Here is an 18,096-nt window from a genome sequence, read left to right as displayed (position 1 = left end):
TCGGGACGGCGGTTGCCGGGGTGCGGGCCATCGGGGTGCGGGTTGCCGGGTCGAGCATTGCCGGGAGCCCCGGCGGGTCCCACAGGTCTCCCCGCGTTGGGACCCGCGGCCTGACCGTCGCCGGAACCGGCTGCACCGCCGCCCGCGGCCTGGCTCACCTGCGTCTTGAGCCGCTGCCACAGCAGGAAGTACGCCCGGTGCACCACGTGCGCCACGCGCGCCTGCGCGGGCGTCGCCCCGAACGACGCGAAGGAGCGCCACCAGCCGGCGCGCTCGAGCGCGAACGCCGACAGATCGTCGGCCGGGGCGCCGGGCATCCCGAGCTGAGCGGCGATGTCGGCGCTGCTGCCGACGCGCAGTACCTCGTCGGTGAGATCCTGCGGCATGTCGACGGCACCCGACGTGACCAGCGTCAACGCCTCCAGCAGCCGCAGCTGATGCGCCTCGGGGCGGGCGAGGAGCACCTCGATGGCATCGTGCACCCGCTGCCGTTCGGCCTGGTCGCCGGAATCGTGGGCGAATGCGGTGATGGAGGCGAGCGCGGCGGCGGCCTTGATGCCGTCCGCACGCGCTGCGAACACGCTCGACAGCCGCCGGTGCACCGCGTCCAGCCCGGAGACGTCGAGCAGCCGCCGGTGCAGCGCACCCACCGTCACCTGCTCGTCCGCGCGGATGACGTCGATCGCCCTGCGGATGCCGAACAGGTCCAGCTTCTCCAGCAGGCGCACCCGCACGCCCGCGGGCACGTCGCACTCCCACGTGGTGAAGATGTCGGCCGAGACGAGCATGACCTCCAGGTCGCCGTCGTCGAGACCGGCGAGCGTGCGCAGCGCGTCGGCCTCGGTGTCGGTGAACGCGCCCGTCTCCGTCGACTCGGCGAGCAGCCCGATCACCGGCAGCACGTCGGCCACCCGCGGCCGCAACAGGCTCGCCTGCTTCTCGGCGAGCGTCGTCGCGGCCCGCCACACGTCTCCGTCGGCCCCTTCCACCGACTCGGGCGGGATCGTGTCGGCCTTGTTCAGCACCGCGATGGCATTGACCGGGCCTGCCTCGCGGCTCGCCGTCGCGGCCGTGAACGCGGCGAGCGCCTGCTGATCGTCGGCCCGGATGCCCTGCGTGACGACGTACAGCACCGCCTCGGCGCCGACCAGCGCGCTGCGGGACGTCTCGTCGAGCGCATCGGCGTCGGAACCGGCGGTGTCCCCGGAACCGCCTGCGCCGTCGGCGCCGGGGGAGGGCCCGGCGCCCGGGGAGATCCCGGCTGACCCGGCTGCTGCCGGTTCGTCCCCGTCGGAGAGCGAACCGCTCAGCCGCGCCGCACCGAGTGCCTGCTGTGTCCGCGCCACCGACGAGGTGTCGAGCGACCCCAGGCCCGGCGTGTCGATCACCGTCATGTCGCGCAGCACCGCGTTCGTCAGATACGCCTCGATGTGCGACACGCTCTCGATGTCGACGCCCAGTTCGGCCGGGATCCCGCCGTCGGGCGCAAACGGTTGCACCTGCTTCGAACCGTCGGTGAACACGACCTCGATGCGGTCGACCGTGCCGTACTGGAACCGGGTGACGAGCCGCGTGCACTCGCCGACGTCGGTGGGCGCCACGCGACGTCCGATCAGCGCGTTGACCAGCGTCGACTTGCCCGATTTGATCCGCCCCGCCACCGCGACCTGCAGCGGCGCCTCCAGTCTGCGCAGCACCTCGGCCAAACCCGCCGCCGTGCGCTGGGAGACCTGACCACGCAGCCGGTTGCACAGATCCGCCACCGACTCCGACAGCGGGCCGGCCGGTCTGCCTCCACCTGCCGCCGTCATCGAACCCCCTGCTGACCGTGCCTGCCGCCGCTACTTGCGGGCATATCCTCCCACCCGAATCCCACCCCGACCACCTCGGACGCGCGGCCCCACCGGAGCTGCGACACCGGGTCAGCCAACACCGGGTCAGCCAACACCGAGTCATCCCACGCCGAGTCATCCCACGCTGGGTCATCCCACGCGACGACCCGGCGTGCGACCTCAGGGCGACGCGCAGCCGGCCCTCGACCGCCTACCGTGAGCCGGTGCGCCGGATCAGTCTCTGGATGAGGGCCCGCCCCATGGTGGGCGACAGCCTCATCGCCATCGTGCTGTTCGCACTCGACGCGCTGGTATACAGCCTGTTCGTGGCCTTTCCGGCGCCCGGCGTGGCCACGCCGCCGTGGTACGTGGGCCTGCCACTGGCCGTGTGCCTGCTGGCCGTTGTCCCGTTCCGGCGCAAGTACCCGCTGGTCATGGCGTACTGGATACTCGTGTGGACGATCCCGTACGTCGCGTCCGGGTTCGGCGACGTGGGGCTCGGCGTCGCTGTGGTCAGCTGCATCGCCCTGTACACGGTGGTCGTCTACAGCGGACGCCGGCAGGCCGCGCTCTACACCGCGTTGACGCTGGTCGTGATCCTGACCCACCAGATCCTCCAGTACCCCGGCGACTGGATCGTCAACACGGTGACGGTCGTGCTGTCCCTCGCACTGTGCTGGGTGCTGGGTGAGTTCGTCGGCGCTCGGCGTGCCTACCAGGCCGAGGTCGAGGCGCGGCTGCACCTGCTGGAGAACGAACGCCACCAGGCCACCCGCATCGCCGTCGCCGAGGAGCGCGAACGCATCGCCCGCGAGCTGCACGACGTCGTGGCGCACGCGGTCAGCGTGATCGTGGTGCACGCCGACGGCGCGTCCTACGCCGTCCGCAAGGATCCCGACCTGGCCGAACGCGCCATCGGCACCATCTCCGACACGGGCCGCAGCGCGCTGAGCGAACTGCGCAGGCTGCTGGCGATCCTGCGCGACGACGACCGCGACGGAGACCACGACGACGAAGGCAGCCGCGGCGGTGGTGAGGGTGCGCGCACCCCGCAGCCGACGGCAGCCGACCTCGTCGAGCTGGCCGACCGCATCGAAACGGCGGGGCTGACGGTGCGGCTCGACCTGGACGAGGCCATCGACGAGCTGCCCGCGGGCGTGTCGCTCGGCGTGTACCGGATCGTGCAGGAGGCGCTCACCAACAGCCTCAAGCACGCGGGCATCGGCACTCGCGCGCAGGTACGCGTGCGCTGGGATCGCGGGGCGGGACGCAACGCCGAGCACGCCGGGTCGGTGCACGTCGACGTCGACGACGACGGCGCCGGAAAGGCCAATCCCGTACTGGCAGGCGGGTCGGGTGCACGAGCCAGGAGGACCGCGGACCGCGCGCCCTCGACGTCGGGCGGGAACGGGCTCATCGGCATGCGTGAACGCACGAACGTCCACGACGGCACCCTCATCGCCGGGCCGGCACCCGGCGGCGGCTGGCAGGTCCGCGCCGAGCTCACCGCGAGGTTGGGCGATTGACGTGCTCCCCGTCTGATGATCCCCGTCTGATGAACTGGTTCCCGGCCGCTGGACCGGACTTCCCGGTCGATCCCGGCGTCCTACCCACCGGCAATGCCGGGTTCCGCCGATTGGAGTTCCGATGATCCGAGTGCTCGTCGTCGACGATCAGGAACTGATGCGCGTCGGCTTTCGCATGGTGCTCGACGCCCAGGACGACATCGAGGTCGCGGGGGAGTCGGGCAACGGTGAGGAGGCGGTGCGCCTCGCCGCGGAGCACAGCCCGGACGTCGTGCTGATGGACGTGCGCATGCCCGTGCTGGACGGGGTCGAGGCGACGCAGCGGATCGTGGCGGCAGGCAGTTCGCGGGTGCTGGTCATGACGACGTTCGACCTGGACGAATACGTCTACTCGGCATTGCGGGCGGGCGCGTCGGGATTCCTGCTGAAGGACACGCCGTCCGGTGACCTGGTGTCGGCGCTCCGGTCGGTGGCAGGCGGCGATGCGGTCGTCTCACCTGCGATCACGCGGCGACTGCTGGACCGGTTCGTCGACACGGGACGGATCGCGCCGCGGGATGCCGCCGCGCTGGAGGCTCTGACCGGCCGCGAACGCGAGGTGCTGGCCCACGTCGCGAAGGGGTTGTCGAACACGGAGATCGCGGGGGAGCTGTTCCTGTCGGAGGCGACCGTCAAGACCCACGTGGGCCGCATCCTGACGAAACTCGACCTGCGCGACCGGGTCCAGGCCGTCGTCCTCGCCTACGAAACCGGCCTGGCCAGCCCCGGGAGCTGATCCCACCGCGTCCGAACCGCCGACGGTTGATCACAGCTACGGTTGTTGTTGCCGCCACCGCGAGGAGGGGACCGTTTCATGAGCAGCGCTTTCGACGACAGCGCTGTCGGCTCCGATGGCAGGGTTGTCGGCTCTGATGGCACTGTCGGCTCCGATGATTGGGACGCGCTGCGGGAACGCAGCAGACGTCTGGACGAGTGGCTCGGCGCCGACGGACTCAGCACGCGTGAACTTCTTCGCCGGGTGAAGACCGCCGACACGTCGGTGTGGTGGGAGGCCGCGCAGGTGTCGAGGCAGGTCGCGGCGGACAGCAGGCGCTCGACCGACCTCTCCGATGAGATGACCGACCTGCTGGAATCCGGATGGACCGGCGACAGCCCGCAGCCGCCGACCTCCGAGATGCGCGAGTCCGCGGCCGCCGCCAGGAGGATGGCGGACGTGTACGACCGCATGGCCGAGCACTACGCCGCGAACGCCGCGGAGCTGGAACGGCTGCAACGAGAACTGCCCGACGAGATCCCCACCCACGACGACCGGATCCTCGACGCGGAGCCGTGGTACGACGGCGACCCGGCGGTGCGGCAGCACGAGATCAACGAGGCACTCGAACGAGTCCGCGAGCTCTACGGCGACTTCGAGGCGCGGATCCAGCGCTCCATCCACGAGATCGGCACCGAGGACGTCTGAACCGCCAGGAGGCGGCAGCGACCGCGGTGACGATTTCGCCATTTTTCCTTCCGCTGTGTCCGGGTTCGACTACTCTGCGGCGCGGACTGTGTCGTGAATGACCGCGAGATGGGGAGGGGCCATCAGTCATGGCCGAGAACACGCAGTCGGACGACTTCTGGGACAAGATCACGCCGTGGAAGTCGTCGGATTTCGTCATCACACCCTGGTTCGACGTCGACGACGGCGGCGCGGGTGGCGCGAGCGGCTTCGTGCTCGACGAGGAAAGCGCGGACGACATCTACAAGGCCCTGCTGAAGGTCGTGGACAAGTTCGACGTCCTCAAGCGTGAAGCTGGCTGGTTGACGCGGACGGAACCGCCGGCGCAGGACCCCGCGAGCGTCGACTTCAACACCGTGGGCAACAAGGCCTTCGAGCTGGGCTCCGATCACGTGGCCGCCGAGTACATGTACTGGCGCAACCTGACCCAGGCGCTCGGCAAGGCGCTGGAGGCCTACCGCACGGCGGACGAGGACGCCAAGGATGATATCACCAAGACTGGCGGTGACGGCGACTCCGGTGGAGGACTGCTCGGATGAGGCGAGCGATGGCGGCAGCGGCGACCGGCGCCCTGTTGGTGCTGGTCGCGGGCTGTTCAGACGGCGCCGAGGGCGAGGCGCAGCCCTCACCCGAACCGTCGGCACCGGCATCCGACTCGACGACCGCCGCGCCCAGCACATCGGCACCGGCGCAGGAACCACCCCACAGCGGCGCACCCGCAGTGACCAACCCGCTGCCCGAATCGGTCCTGTCCGCCGAGCCGTGCGACGTGGTCACCCCCGAACAAGTCACCGAACTCCTCGGGAAGTCCGTCGAAGGCACCGATCGCGATTTGGACGAACTCGGCGAGGGCTGCGAATGGAAGAACCCGCAGCGGATGTCCGCGTTCGACGTGCAGTACGACACGGTCATGCGCCAAGGCCTCAGTTCGGCGTATGCGAACTCGCAGCCCCAGATGGAGCACTTCGAAGCAACCGGACCGATCCAGGGGTTCCCGGCTGTCGAGTACAACAACGACCAAGGAGATCTGACCTGCCATGTAGTCGTTGGACTCGCCGACGAGTACAGCGTCGGGACCGCCGTCACGCTCGGCCAGGATGCGGAGATGCAGGATTCGTGCGAAGCGGCTAACCAGGTCGCCGACATAATCGTGGGAAACCTGAAGAACAACGCAGGGGGGTAACAGCAATGGGGAAGCTCTTCGGTCCGGACAATCCGGAAGAGCGGTGAGGCGAGCGATGGCGGCAGCGGCGACCGGCGCCCTGTTGGTGCTGGCCGCGGGCTGTTCGGACGACACGACCGGCCAGGCCCAGCCCTCGCCCGAACCGTCGGCACCGGCATCCGACTCGACGACCGCCGCGCCCAGCACATCGGCATCGGCGCAGGAACCGCCCCACAGCGGCGCACCCGCGGTGACCAACCCACTGCCCGAATCGGTCCTGTCCGCCGAGCCGTGCGATGTGGTCACCCCCGAACAAGTCACCGAGCTCCTCGGGAAACCTGTCGAAGGCACCGAAGCGGATTTGGACGAACTCGGCGAGGGCTGCGAGTGGCAGAACCCTCAGCGGATGTCCGGGTTCGACCTGCAGTACAACACGGTGATGCGCCAAGGTCTTAGTGCCGCGTATGCCAATGTGCCGTCCCAGATGGAGCACTTCGAGGAAACTGGTCCGATCCAGGGGTTCCCGGCTGTCGAGTACAACAACGGCGAAGAAGAAAACTTGTGCACGGTGGTCGTGGGACTCGCCGACGAGTACAACGTGTCGACCAACGTCACGCTCGGCCAGGATGCGGAGGACCAGGACTCGTGCGAAGCGGCTAACCAGGTCGCCGACATCATCGTAGGCAATCTGAAGGACAATGCAGGGGGGGTAACAGCGATGGGGAAGCTTTTCGGCATCGGCAATCCGGAAGACCGCAGCTTGCAGGACGAGCAGGACCGGATCCAGTTCGAGAACTCCATCCCGTTCTTCAATGATTCGCCCACGATCCAGGAGATCGTCACCCGGGTGAAGGCGGGCGAGTCGGCCAAGTGGCAGAACGCGTCCAACGGCACGGACCGGGTGATGGCAGGCCACGAGGAAGCCGTCGACCTGGCGAAAGGCGCTGCACAGGCGCTGGAAAGCTCGTGGTCCGGTGCGGGGGCCGACGCCGCGAGTGAGAAGATCAAAATTGGTTCCGACGCCGCCGCGAAGACCTCCGACGTGTACCGCCAGAACCGGCAACATTACGACGAGAACATCTCCGCATTCGACGCGTTGAAGGCGAAGCTTCCCGAGAACCTGCCTGCGCAGGAGCCGGAACTGTCCGCGTGGGACAGCGTCACCCCGTGGGACACCGACCAGGAGGACAAGGCCAACCAGTACAAGGCGCAGGTCCAACAAGCGCAGAGCCAGTACAGCACCCACCAGTCGAGCTCCCTCGACTCCAGCATGGCTGTCGAGGGCAACTTCGGCCAGCTGCAGGAATTCGACGGCAAGTTGGGCGACATCTTCCAGGGTGGGGACGCCGATGGGCCGACGGATTCGGGCGTGATCGACATTCCCGATCCGGACTCCGGTGGCGGGGATGGTGGTGGCCCGGTGGCCACCGGTGATCCCGCAGGTGGTCGCCCTGTCGGTGGCGATCCCGTCGGTGATCGCCCCGTCGGTGGTGGTTACCAGTCGCCCGACAGGCCGGGTGATGTTCCGGCTCCCAGTTACGCCTCACCCGACGACAGCACGGGCACAGCCGGGTACACGCCGCCATCGACGGCGATGCCGCCTGCGGCGAACTATCCGGGGTCGAGTTACCCCGGGTCCGGCGGTTTCGGCCCCGGCGGTCCCGGTGCGGCCACCCCGGGTACGGGCGGCGCCGGCCCGATCGGGACGACGGGTTTCGGTCCGACCGGTGGCGGCACGTCCGGTTACGGCGGTTCGGCCGGTGGTGCGGGCGGTTCTTCCGGCGGCGCGGCAGGAGGTTCCGGAGGTGCCGGTGGTGGCGCCCGCGCGGGTTCTCCGGGTGCGGGCAGGATGACCGGCGCCGCTCCCGGTGGCTTCGGCCCGACCGGTTCCGGTGGTGCCGGTACCGGTGCCGGATCCGGAGCGGCCGGTTCCGGTGGTGCCGGCGCGCGTGGTGGCATGGGCGCGATGGGCGGTGCCGGCAAGGGCGGCGGCCAGGGCAGCGAGGACGAGGAGCATCAGCGCAAGTACGTCGCCGATACCGACGAGGCGTTCGACCTCACCGAGGGCGACGAAGTGCTGCGCGACCCCAGAACCGGCTTCGTCGCCACGCCGCCCACCATCGGCGAGTAACCGATGGCGGTACTCGACAGACCCGTGACGCTGCCGCGGGTGATCGCGCTGTATGCGTGGGAACTCGAAGAACTCGGCGAGGCCCACCCGATCCTCGGCGCACGGGAGACGTACATCCACGTGGACCGCACCGGCGAGGCCGAGCGCCAAGCCCTCGGCCTGCTGCAGGACCTCGGCCTGTCCGACGGGCAGATGCCCACACGGGAGCTGCGGGTGGCATTGCGGGTGCTGCGCTCGCCGGTCCGGGAACTATACTCGCACTCCAAGATCCACACCCGTGACGGCGGAACGTTGGAGTTCAAGTCCGCCGCTGCGGTCGCGGGCGACGTCGGTGTGGCGCTCGAGGTGCGCGGGGACATGGTGACCCTCAGCCGGTTCGACGCCGACGACCTCGTCGACGGGTTCCTGTCCGAGCTACCGGCGCTGCGGCCCGCGCAGATTCCCGAACTGCACACCACGAGGCGTGACTACGAACTCCGCGACGAGAACCACGACATGTTCGCCGCCCGCGAGTCGCCGGAAAAACGCATCGAAAAACTCGTGAAGGCCCCTCGCCTCGGCGTACACCAGGTGTTCGTCGCCGGGCGCACCACCGGCGGCGGCCACGAACGCAGCCTCCCGTTCACGCTGATCGATGCCCGCGACCAGGGCCGCATCCTGACCTTCACCGACCCCGGCGGCGGCATCCACTGCCTGCCGGCCGATTCCGGAACCCTGACGAAAACCTTCCTCGCCACCTGGCAATCCATCCCCTGACGCAGCGTCAGGGGAAATCTTCCGCACCCTCCCGTGATGCGGGCGCCCCGAAGGGCACCTTCGGGGCGCTCAACGCCCCCAAGGTGCCCTTCGGGGCATCACCCGGAAAGGTGCGGGGTGGAGGAATTGCGGTGGGGCGCTCAGCGGTACACCGACATGTCGACCGTCTGCGGGTCGAGTCCCGCCTGGAAGACCTCGCGGAAGCAGCGGCCGAAGTCGGGGCGGCTGCCGTCGACGTCGGTGATGCCGTACCTCGACGACAGCGTCCACGAGGCGAGCGTCCGCCCCGCCAGCCGCGCCACGTCGGGATCCGTCGCCAACGCCGCGACACCCCGCGCCAGGTACGCGGGCGTCTCCGACACGGCGAACTCCGGACGCTCGTCGGTCACGGCATCGCGCCAGTTCTCCTCCGTGACGCCGAACAACTCGAGCATCGCCTCCGAGCGCAGAAATCCCGGCGTGACCGACAACCCGGTGCAGCCGTGGGAGGCCAGTTCGGCGCCCAGCGCCCGCCCGATCGCCCGCACCCCGCATTTGACCAGGTAGTACGGGATGCCCGCGCCGAGGTACTCGTCGTCCTCACCGTCGGTCACCTCGACGACGAGCCCGCCCGGATTGCGCACGACGAGCGGCAGCAGCCGGTGGAGCGCGATCAGATGCGTTTCCAGCCCGCCACGCACCAGCGTCAGCGCACTGTCCACAGACGAGTCCCAGTACGCGTTGCCGAAGTCGACGTACGGATCGCCGCCCCACACGTCGTCGACGAGCACGTCGATCCGGCCGCCCGCTTCGGCGTCGACCCGCGCGACGAGAGCGTCCACATCGGCCACGTTCGAGAAGTCGCAGCGCACCGCGATCCCGTGGCCCCCGGCCTCGTCGACGAGCGCAGCCGTCCCCTCGATCGTCTCGGGCCGCGCCATCGGCGACGCCTGTTCGCGCGTCGTCCTGCCCGTGACGAACACGGTCGCCCCGCAGCGCCCGAGTTCCACGGCGATCGCCCTGCCGCATCCTCGCGTCGCACCCGTCACCACGGCGACCTTGCCCCTCAGTGGGCCCGTTCCGGTCATGGCAGCCATCCCTTCATGATCACGTCGACGGTCTGGGCCAGGCAGGCCGACAGCGTGCCCCTCTCGGACGCCGTCTCCCTTTCCTTCGCCACCGCCTCACCCGCAGCAACCGCCTCATTCGCAGACGCCGACTCGTCCGCCGGCGCCGACTCGTCCGCCGGCGCCGGCTCATTCGCAGACGCCACCTCGCTGGTCGACGTCGTGTCAGTCGTCCTCAGTGACCAGTCCAGCGCCGCCCCGTTGACCGCCGACAGCAGTACGCGTGCGGCGACCCCGGGCGGCGGTCCGCACCACCGGTCATCTGCCGCCACCCGCAGCAGCACGGTCAACTCCTCCCGGCATGCCGCGTAGTGCTCACCGAGCAGTCCGCGCAGTTCCGGGTCGGCGAGGTCGGTGCCGAGCTGGGCCAGATGGTTGGCCACTCCGGAGTCGCCTGCCGTGTCCAGCTCGGCGAACACCGCGAGCAGTGCCGCCCTGACGGCCGTCGCCGGGGAGTCGGCCGCACCGCCCGCGCTGCGCATCCGCTCGACGGCCTGCACCCGGCCGAGCTCCGTCAGCGCCCGCAGCAGTCCGGCTTTCGAACCGAACCGGTGCGCCACGCTGCCGACAGCCACCCCCGCCTGGCGAGCGACCTGCGCGAGCGTGAATCCCGGCCCGGCCTGCTCGATGACGGTGGCGGCCGCCGTCAGCAACCGTTCGTCGGTGATGGTCCGCGGTCTCGCCACCCCATTAATGAATCATAGTTCAATAACTATCGCAACCGTATCCGTGCCGTATCCCGTGCCGCCGCGTTCCACGGCCGCCACCCGCGCGCCCCGACGTCCGAAACGGACGGTTCAGGGAGAACTCAGGGTTGTCACCGATCGCGTGCACACCCGCGGATGACCGAAGCTGTCACCACACCGAACACGGCCGGGGCACCACCCCGGGCCGGCACAACCGGCCGCCTACGACCGCAGGCCAACCCGATTTCGACCTACAGGATGACGCGCGAGCGGGCGGGTATCCGGAAAGATGAAACCTGCCACGGGCGATGACCGGCGACATCGCCGCACCGGGGACGACACCGGCGTTCGTCGCGGCCACCGCAGTGACCACGGGACCTTCCGGGGCCATCCCGCGCACCCGGATCCCGCCACACCGACGGCCGCTCCCGCGCCGCCACAGGAGGAGAACACCATGATCGAGGCGCACAGCCTCACCAAGAGGTACGGCGGCAAGGTCGCCGTCGACGACCTGTCGTTCAGCGTCAAGTCCGGACGCGTCACGGGCTTTCTCGGGCCGAACGGTGCGGGCAAGTCGACGACCATGCGGATGATGCTCGGACTGGACAACCCGACGGGCGGCTCGGTCACGATCGGGGGCAAGCGCTACACCGAACTGCACCATCCGCTCAGGACCGTCGGCGCCCTGCTCGAGGCGAGTTGGGTTCACCCCAACCGCTCCGCACGTGCGCACCTGGCGTGGATGGCGAAGTCGAACAAGATCTCGCCGAAGCGCGTCGACGAGGTGCTCGACATCGTCGGCCTTTCCGAGGTCGCGAGCAAGCGTGCGGGCGGGTTCTCGCTGGGCATGTCGCAGCGGCTCGGCATCGCGGCCGCGCTACTCGGCGACCCGGAGGTGCTGCTGTTCGACGAGCCGGTCAACGGCCTCGACCCCGAAGGCATCCTGTGGATCCGCAAGTTCATGCAGCGCCTCGCCGACGAGGGCCGCACCGTGTTCGTCTCCAGCCACCTGCTCTCGGAGATGGCGTTGACGGCCACCGACCTCGTCGTGATCGGCAAGGGCAAGCTGGTCTCGCAGAGCACCACCGAGGAGTTCGTCGCACGCGCCACCGACAGCACGGTGAAGATCCGCAGTCCGCACCTCGACCGGCTGCGCCCCGCCCTCGACCGGGTCGGCGCGACGGTGACGGCCGCCGACGACGGCCTGATCGTGTCGGGCGCCAGCAGCGACAAGATCGGCGAACTGGCGATGGAGAACCAGGTGACACTGCACGAGCTCGCCCCGCAGCAGGGCTCGTTGGAGCAGGCGTTCATGCAGATCACCGGCGACTCGGTCGAATACCACGCCGACCTGGAGACCGAGGACGCCGCCGAGCAACCCGCCGGTCACGCAAGCACCACGAACTGACGGCGGCAGCCACGAACCGGCGGCGCCACGAACCAACAGGGGAAAACGATCATGACTCTTCTCGCAGTCGAACGCATCAAACTGCTCAGCACACGGTCACCGTGGTGGTGCGCGCTCGCCGCACTACTGATCACGGCCGGCTTCTCCACGCTCGTCGTCAGCAACGCCGGTGGCGGGTTCCCGGCGACGGTCTCCGCGACACAGTTCGCCTACACCTTCGGCATGGCCGTGATCATGGTGCTCGCGACGCTCGCCGTGACCACCGAATACCGCTTCGGCACCATGCGCACCACGTTCCAGGCCATACCCAACCGCGCCGCGGCACTGCTGGCCAAGGCGACGGTCGTCGCCCTGGTCGCACTCGTCATCGGCGAGGTGATGGCGTTCCTGTCCTGGGGCCTCGGCAATCTGCTCAGACCCGAGGACGACCTCGCGCTCAACAGCACGGCCGACTGGCTCAACGTCGCCGGCGTCGGGCCGGTGTGTGCACTGGGCGCGGTGATCGCCGTGGCCACGGGTATCCTGATCCGCCACTCGGCCGGTGCGATCTCACTGGTGCTGATCTACTTCCTGGCGGTCGAAAGCCTGGTCCAGGCCATCCCCACCGTCGGTGCCGATATCTACGAATGGATGCCGTTCAACGTCGCGCACAAGGTCATCACCGGCGACGGAGAGTCGGCGGGCGCCTCGGGCGAGATGCTCACACCGCTGTCGACGTCGACGCTGAGCCCGTGGTGGGCGCTGGCCTATTTCGCAGGCTTCGCCGCGGTGCTGCTGGCCGTCGCGATCACGACGGCCCGCAAGCGAGACGCGTGACCTGCGCGGCGCCCTCGGGGGAGGACGCCGCGACGGGAAGACCGCCCACCAGCGAACGGGGCTGCGGGTGAGCGGTACCCACCGGGGAAGAACGGGCCCGGGCCGCGATTCGGGGGCGGCCCGGGCCCGTTCGCGTGTTCGGGGCGTTCGGGGCGTTCGGGGCTACGGGAGGGTGGGCTCGCGGGTCGGCTCGCGGACGGGCTCGGGTGACGTGCGAGTGGGCTCGAATCGTTCCCGGCGGTTTTCCCGTCGGTAGAATGTGAGGTGAGCACTCCCACGGAGGACGCGCACAGCCGGCCGTTCGAGGATGCTGGATGCCAGCCCGTCGGGACTCTACGGAGGTGATCCTTGGCGGTGTCCGAAATTCAACAGGAGTCCGACAGCACGCGATCGGACAAGAGCACGCGACCCGATGACGGTGCGCGATCGGGTTACAGCGCGCCGTCGGGCGGCGACGCGCTGTCCGCTGGTGCCCTGTCCAACGGCGCCCTGTCCGACGGCGCCCTGTCCGACGGCACCCTGTCCGCTGGTGCCCTGTCCGGCGGTGACCTGCCCGGCGGTGACCCGTCCGGCGGTGACGACGCGTCGCTCAGTCTGGAACCGATGGTCGGCCTGGAATGGTCGCAGGCCATCGAGCTTCCCCTCGTGAGCGGCGACGCCGCGAGCCCGGCCGACCTGCGCAAGGCATGGGTCCACCGCGGACCGCTGAGTCAGGTACTCGCGCTCTACCGGGCCGTACAGAAATCCGACGAACCCGTGCCGTCCCCGTGGTGGTTGCGCGCACTGTCCGACGGCCGGCTCGAATCGCGCGAGGCCGGTTTCCGCGTCGAGGACCGCGTGCACAAATTGCTCAGCCGCCGCCCCGGATGGGAATTCGTGCCGTGGGCCGACGACGGCGAATCCGGGTACTGGGAGTTCATGCCGTCCGAGGGCACGGGCGGGAACCGGCGCACTCCGACGACGATCGTCAACACTTCCCGCCACACCGGGTGGATCGACATGCTCCCTGCTCACGCGGCTGCCACGCCGGAGCCCGCCGCGATCGACGGGCTCGCCGGACTGCGGGCACGACTGGGGGAGATCGAGGCCGTCCGCTGAACCGCGGCTATCGTCGGCATCCGTGGAGAGTCAAGAACAGCCCCGGCTGCGCAGCGTCGTCAGTTACGTCAAGCGCGGCGGGAGGATGACGGTCGGGCAGCAGCGCGCGTGGGACACCCGGTGGCCCGAGCTGGGCGCGGCGGTGTCCGAGCTCGAACCGGGGCCGATCGACTTCGACGCGTGGTTCGGCAGGCCCGCGCCGGTGGTGTTGGAGATCGGCTCCGGCATGGGCGAGGCGACCGCCCAGCTCGCGGCCGCCGCGCCGGATGTCAACTACGCCGCGACCGAGGTCTACGAGGCGGGTCTCGGCCAGCTGATGCTGCGCGCCGACAAGCTCGGCGTGACGAACCTGCGCCTGCTGCACGGCGACACCGTGCCGCTGCTGCGCGACCACGTCGAGCCCGGCTCGCTGGCGGGCGTGCGCGTCTTCTTCCCCGACCCGTGGCCGAAGAAGCGCCACCACAAGCGGCGCCTCGTGCAGCCCGCCTTCGTCGAGCTCGTGTCCTCCCGGCTCGCAGACGGCGGCACGCTGCACCTCGCGACGGACTGGCAGGACTACGCCGATCAGATGCTCGAGGTGTGTTCGGCGGAGGAATCGCTGGTCAACCGGTTCGACGGCTGGGCCCCACGCCCCGAGTGGCGCCCCGTGACCAAGTTCGAACAGCGCGCCGAGGAGGAGGGCCGCGTCTCCCACGACCTGATCTTCGAGAAGCACTGAACCACGGCGGCCCGGCGACGGACACGAGCAGCCGCGCGGAGGTGTCGACGGAGTACCGGTCGGCACCCGTGTTCCCGATCACCTGTCGCTGATCATCGGCGGAAAGCAAGCAGAGCTGGCACCTGCCCCGGCCGCCTGACACGCGCGAAGGTGCACGGCGGGGCGTCCCCCGATGAACGCCCCGCCGTGTCTCCCCGATCCCCTCGGTTCCCCAACCCCCTGTTTCCCGTCCCCCTGTTTCCCCGGCTGTTCCCCGTCGCGGTTGCCCGCCCCGGTTACTCGTCGGCCAGGGGTTCGGCCTGTACGCGGCGCAGGGCGGGCGTGCACACCGACGACGCGATCAGCGCGACACCGATCCCCAGCACCACCGGCGCCGCGAGCCACGGCGTGAGCACCCTCGCGCCGTCGTCGACGACGACGGCGAACAGCCCGATCCCGACGAGCGTCCCGGCCACGCCGGCGCCGACCGTCGCGACCAACGCGGGCAGCGCCGCCTCCGCGCGCAGCGCCCTCGCCAGCACCCGCACCGGCGTGCCTGCCGCCATGAGCGCACCGAACGTGCGCCGCCGGTCGAGCACCGATCCGGCCGTGCTCACGGCCGCGCTACATCCGCCGAGCACCGCCGCCACGATCAGACCGATCACCGTGACCCGCTGCAGATCGTCGAGCTGCGAGTTCTGCCCGGCGAGGCGCGCCTGCCTGCTCTGCACCTGCAGTCCGTCCGCGGCGGATGCCAGCGCCGTCCGGACGACGTCGACGTTGACGGGCGTCGACGGCACCGCAACCACACCCGTGCTCGGGGTGAAGTCCGAGGGGATCACCGCCGAGTCGACGATCGCCTCGGGTGCCGCCTCGGACGTCGCCGTCATCGGCCGCACCGGCACGTCGGCGGCCAGCGATGTTCCGGGCCGATCGAAATCCGCCGAAACGGTGAGCTCGCCCCGCGAAACACCCGGGTACGGCGTGTACACGCCCGGCTCGCCCTCGCACGCCCCGCGCATGTCGACCGCCAGGAGTTGCTCGGCCGCGTCGCAGTCGACGACCTTGGCGAGGGCATGCTCGTCACCGAGGAAGGCGTCGCCGATCGTCGCCGCACGCTCGTCCTGGCCGTAACGCGCCAGCGCGTCGTTGGTGTCGGCCGCGATCTGCCGCAGTGAGTCGTGGTCGGTCTCGACGTACAGCACGCCGTCGGCGTACTCCCGCAGCGCGCCCGCCTGGCCTTCGATGCTCGGCAGCACCGTCAGCGCCATCGAGCCGGTGAACACGGCCAGCACCACACCGGCGGTCGCCCGGTAGGCGCCGCGGGGATCGTCCCGCAACCTGCGACCGGCCAACAACGCCGACGGCTTGCGCCAGCGCCGCACGAACAGACCACCGATCGCCGCGGTGATCCACGGGCCTGCGAGCGTCAGCGATCCGATCACCATCGCCATCGACAGCAGCAGCAGCGTCCCTTCGAACTGGCTTTCACCCGTCGCGACCAGGAAGGCGAACAGCGCGCCCGACACCGGCAACGGCACCAGCCGCCACCAGCGCAGCGGCTTGGGCGTGTGCCCACCCGCAGCACCCAACGGTGCCGACAGCACCCGCCGCAGTCCGAGGACCGCGGCCAGCAGAACCAGCACCGGCACGCCCACGACGATCGCCACCGTCGGCGCGGGGCCGAGCACGAAGTCGGCGGCCTGCCACGTGCCGCCGTTCCAGGGCACGACGGTGGCCGCCTGCCGCAACAGCGGGCTCACCGCCCAGCCGAGCAGTGCACCTCCGGCCGCGGCGATCGCCGTCTCGGCCGTGACCATGCTGATCACCTGGCGTGGCGTCGCGCCCGCCAGCCGGAACGCGGCGAGCCTGCGCTCCCTGCGCGCCGCGATCAGCCTCGCCGACGACGCGACCAGCACCATGCTCGGCACCGTCAGCACCACCACCCCGACACCGGCGAGCAGGCCGAGAAACGAGTCGGCACCCTGCCCGGAGGGGTTGAACCCGTCCTGCGGCATCGCCGTCCCGGGCAGGTCATCGGGCGTGTGGCCGACCAGCGCGACCAGCTGCTCCGGATACTCCAGCGCGTCGTCACCGAGTACCCCCGCCTTCTCGCCGAACCGCTCACCGAGTTGCGAACCGGCCGTGTGGTCGACCACGTCGGCCAGTTCGGGAGACAGCAGCGTCTCGCCGGGTGCGGGCAGCCGGTCGATGCCGGGTGGAAGGTCGATCTGCGTGGGGTCGGCCAGGGCGGCGACGTCCACCCGCTGGATCTCCCTGCCGTCCGGCGCCACGTCGTCGCTGACGGCCAACTCCAGTGACGCCCCGTCCTCCGACAGCTCGCCGTAGTGCTGCCACGCGGCCCGGTCCGCGCGCGTCTCGGTGGCGCCCGGCAACGCGACGAGCAGCAGCACCAGGGCCGTCGCGACGGCCACGCCGACGGCGATCAGGATCGCCGAGACGCGGGTGCGGCCGTCGGTGCGCAACACGCGCAGCGCGAGCTGGAAGCTGTTCACGTCGGCACCACCGCTCCCGTACGCGTGTCGGCGTCGATCCGGCCGTCCCGCAGGCTGACGGTGCGCGGCACCGACGCTGCCAGGTCGCGGTCGTGCGTCACGACCACCACCGCCGCGCCGGATCCGGCCGCCGCGTCGAGCAGTGCCTGCATGGTTTCGCCACCGGTTCGGGTGTCGAGCGCTCCGGTCGGCTCGTCGGCGAAGATCACGCTCGGCCGATGCGCCAGCGCCCGCGCGATCGCCACGCGCTGTGCCTGCCCGCCGGACAGTTCGCCGGGGCGGTTGCGTTCCTTGCCGGAGAGGCCGAGGTGTTCCAGCCACCGGCGCGCCCCGGCCAGTGCCTCCCTGCGACCGGTGCCCGCCAACAGCGTGGGCAGCGCGGCGTTCTCCTCCGCCGACAGCTCGCCGACCAGCATGCCCGACTGGAACACGAAGCCGAACTCGGTGCGCCGCAGCTCGCTGCGTTTGGTCTCGCCCAGCGAGTCGATACGCCTGCCGCCGAGCGCCACCTCGCCGTCGTCGGCGGGAAGGATGCCCGCGAGCACGTGCAGCAGCGTCGATTTGCCGGACCCGGAGGGCCCGACGATCGCCATCGCCTCACCAGGCGTGACGTCGATATCCACTCCGGACAACGCGTACTGCGTGCCGTACCGCTTGCTGAGGCCGCGGCCGCTCAGCGCGGGCCGGGCCCGATTCTCCGATGAGGGTGGTCGTTCCGAGGTCCGTGTCGTCATGGCTGTGCAGCTTGCCGTGGGCGGACGGCCGCCCACTTCGGACGGACGGCCGGAACGGTCCGGTGGGGCATCGGCCGATCGGCCGACCCGACGCGAGCCGTCCGGCCGGGCCGCACCCGGAACCGGC

At 70.3% G+C, this 18,096-nt stretch carries 15 protein-coding genes and 1 pseudogene; 11 read left to right on the top strand and 5 right to left on the bottom strand.

The annotated features are described in order from the left end of the window. Positions 1-164 precede the first annotated feature (164 nt). A pseudogene (locus tag LY41_RS13100) lies at positions 165-1,811 on the bottom strand (dynamin family protein); the annotation flags it as partial. Between the two features lie 266 nt (positions 1,812-2,077). Between LY41_RS13100 and LY41_RS13095 the strand changes: the two are divergent. The 7 genes from LY41_RS13095 (at position 2,078) to LY41_RS13060 (ending at position 8,908) form a co-directional block, all read left to right on the top strand. Beyond that, positions 2,078-3,358, top strand: a complete 1,281-nt coding sequence (locus tag LY41_RS13095) for a sensor histidine kinase (RefSeq protein ID WP_425563729.1) — start codon at positions 2,078-2,080, stop codon at positions 3,356-3,358. Between the two features lie 121 nt (positions 3,359-3,479). After that, positions 3,480-4,133 carry a response regulator gene (locus LY41_RS13090; RefSeq protein ID WP_253864261.1) on the top strand — a complete coding sequence of 218 codons (654 nt, stop codon included), beginning with the start codon at positions 3,480-3,482 and terminating at the stop codon, positions 4,131-4,133. A gap of 78 nt (positions 4,134-4,211) precedes the next feature. Next, positions 4,212-4,820: a hypothetical protein gene (locus tag LY41_RS13085; protein WP_253864259.1), complete on the top strand. Its 609-nt coding sequence runs from the start codon at positions 4,212-4,214 to the stop codon at positions 4,818-4,820. Positions 4,821-4,948: 128 nt separating this feature from the next. Next, positions 4,949-5,398, top strand: a complete 450-nt coding sequence (locus LY41_RS13080; protein ID WP_253864258.1) for a hypothetical protein — start codon at positions 4,949-4,951, stop codon at positions 5,396-5,398. 8 nt (positions 5,399-5,406) lie between these two features. Further along, positions 5,407-6,042, top strand: a complete 636-nt coding sequence (locus tag LY41_RS13075; protein WP_253864257.1) for a DUF3558 domain-containing protein — start codon at positions 5,407-5,409, stop codon at positions 6,040-6,042. A 55-nt stretch (positions 6,043-6,097) separates the two neighbouring features. Beyond that, positions 6,098-8,152, top strand: coding sequence for a DUF3558 domain-containing protein (locus LY41_RS23640; protein ID WP_301297049.1), 2,055 nt, complete (start codon positions 6,098-6,100; stop codon positions 8,150-8,152). 3 nt (positions 8,153-8,155) lie between these two features. Next, positions 8,156-8,908 carry an ESX secretion-associated protein EspG gene (locus LY41_RS13060; RefSeq protein ID WP_253864256.1) on the top strand — a complete coding sequence of 251 codons (753 nt, stop codon included), beginning with the start codon at positions 8,156-8,158 and terminating at the stop codon, positions 8,906-8,908. Between the two features lie 140 nt (positions 8,909-9,048). Here LY41_RS13060 and LY41_RS13055 read toward each other — a convergent pair whose 3' ends face one another. Both LY41_RS13055 and LY41_RS13050 read right to left on the bottom strand, forming a co-directional pair. Then, the gene (locus tag LY41_RS13055) at positions 9,049-9,975 is read right to left on the bottom strand and encodes an SDR family oxidoreductase (RefSeq protein WP_253864255.1); all 927 of its coding nucleotides are present in this window, start codon (positions 9,973-9,975) and stop codon (positions 9,049-9,051) included. Then, positions 9,972-10,700, bottom strand: a complete 729-nt coding sequence (locus tag LY41_RS13050; protein ID WP_253864254.1) for a TetR/AcrR family transcriptional regulator — start codon at positions 10,698-10,700, stop codon at positions 9,972-9,974. Before LY41_RS13050 ends, LY41_RS13055 begins: the two co-directional genes overlap by 4 nt. Positions 10,701-11,154: 454 nt before the next feature. Here LY41_RS13050 and LY41_RS13045 point away from each other — a divergent pair, with 454 nt between their 5' ends. From LY41_RS13045 to trmB, 4 genes are all read left to right on the top strand, one after another. After that, positions 11,155-12,108, top strand: a complete 954-nt coding sequence (locus LY41_RS13045; protein ID WP_253864252.1) for an ABC transporter ATP-binding protein — start codon at positions 11,155-11,157, stop codon at positions 12,106-12,108. 51 nt (positions 12,109-12,159) lie between these two features. Further along, positions 12,160-12,924, top strand: a complete 765-nt coding sequence (locus tag LY41_RS13040; protein WP_253864251.1) for an ABC transporter permease — start codon at positions 12,160-12,162, stop codon at positions 12,922-12,924. Positions 12,925-13,527: 603 nt separating this feature from the next. After that, entirely contained in the window at positions 13,528-14,022 is a 495-nt protein-coding gene (locus LY41_RS13035) for a hypothetical protein (protein WP_253864578.1), read from the top strand. Positions 14,023-14,044: 22 nt separating this feature from the next. After that, a complete protein-coding gene (gene trmB, locus LY41_RS13030) occupies positions 14,045-14,740 on the top strand; it encodes a tRNA (guanosine(46)-N7)-methyltransferase TrmB (protein WP_253864250.1) in 696 nt (231 codons plus the stop codon). A 275-nt stretch (positions 14,741-15,015) separates the two neighbouring features. Here the strand turns inward: trmB and LY41_RS13025 are convergent, their stop codons facing one another. Next, positions 15,016-17,235 carry an FtsX-like permease family protein gene (locus LY41_RS13025; RefSeq protein WP_253864249.1) on the bottom strand — a complete coding sequence of 740 codons (2,220 nt, stop codon included), beginning with the start codon at positions 17,233-17,235 and terminating at the stop codon, positions 15,016-15,018. After that, a complete protein-coding gene (locus tag LY41_RS13020) occupies positions 17,232-17,969 on the bottom strand; it encodes an ABC transporter ATP-binding protein (protein ID WP_253864248.1) in 738 nt (245 codons plus the stop codon). Before LY41_RS13020 ends, LY41_RS13025 begins: the two co-directional genes overlap by 4 nt. Positions 17,970-18,096 lie beyond the last annotated feature (127 nt).

The sequence above is a fragment of the Prauserella halophila genome, from assembly GCF_024171895.1.
Classification (GTDB): Bacteria; Actinomycetota; Actinomycetes; order Mycobacteriales; family Pseudonocardiaceae; genus Prauserella; species Prauserella halophila.
The sequence above is the reverse complement of the archived record's forward strand: the minus strand, read 5'-3'. Positions and strand labels throughout refer to the sequence as shown.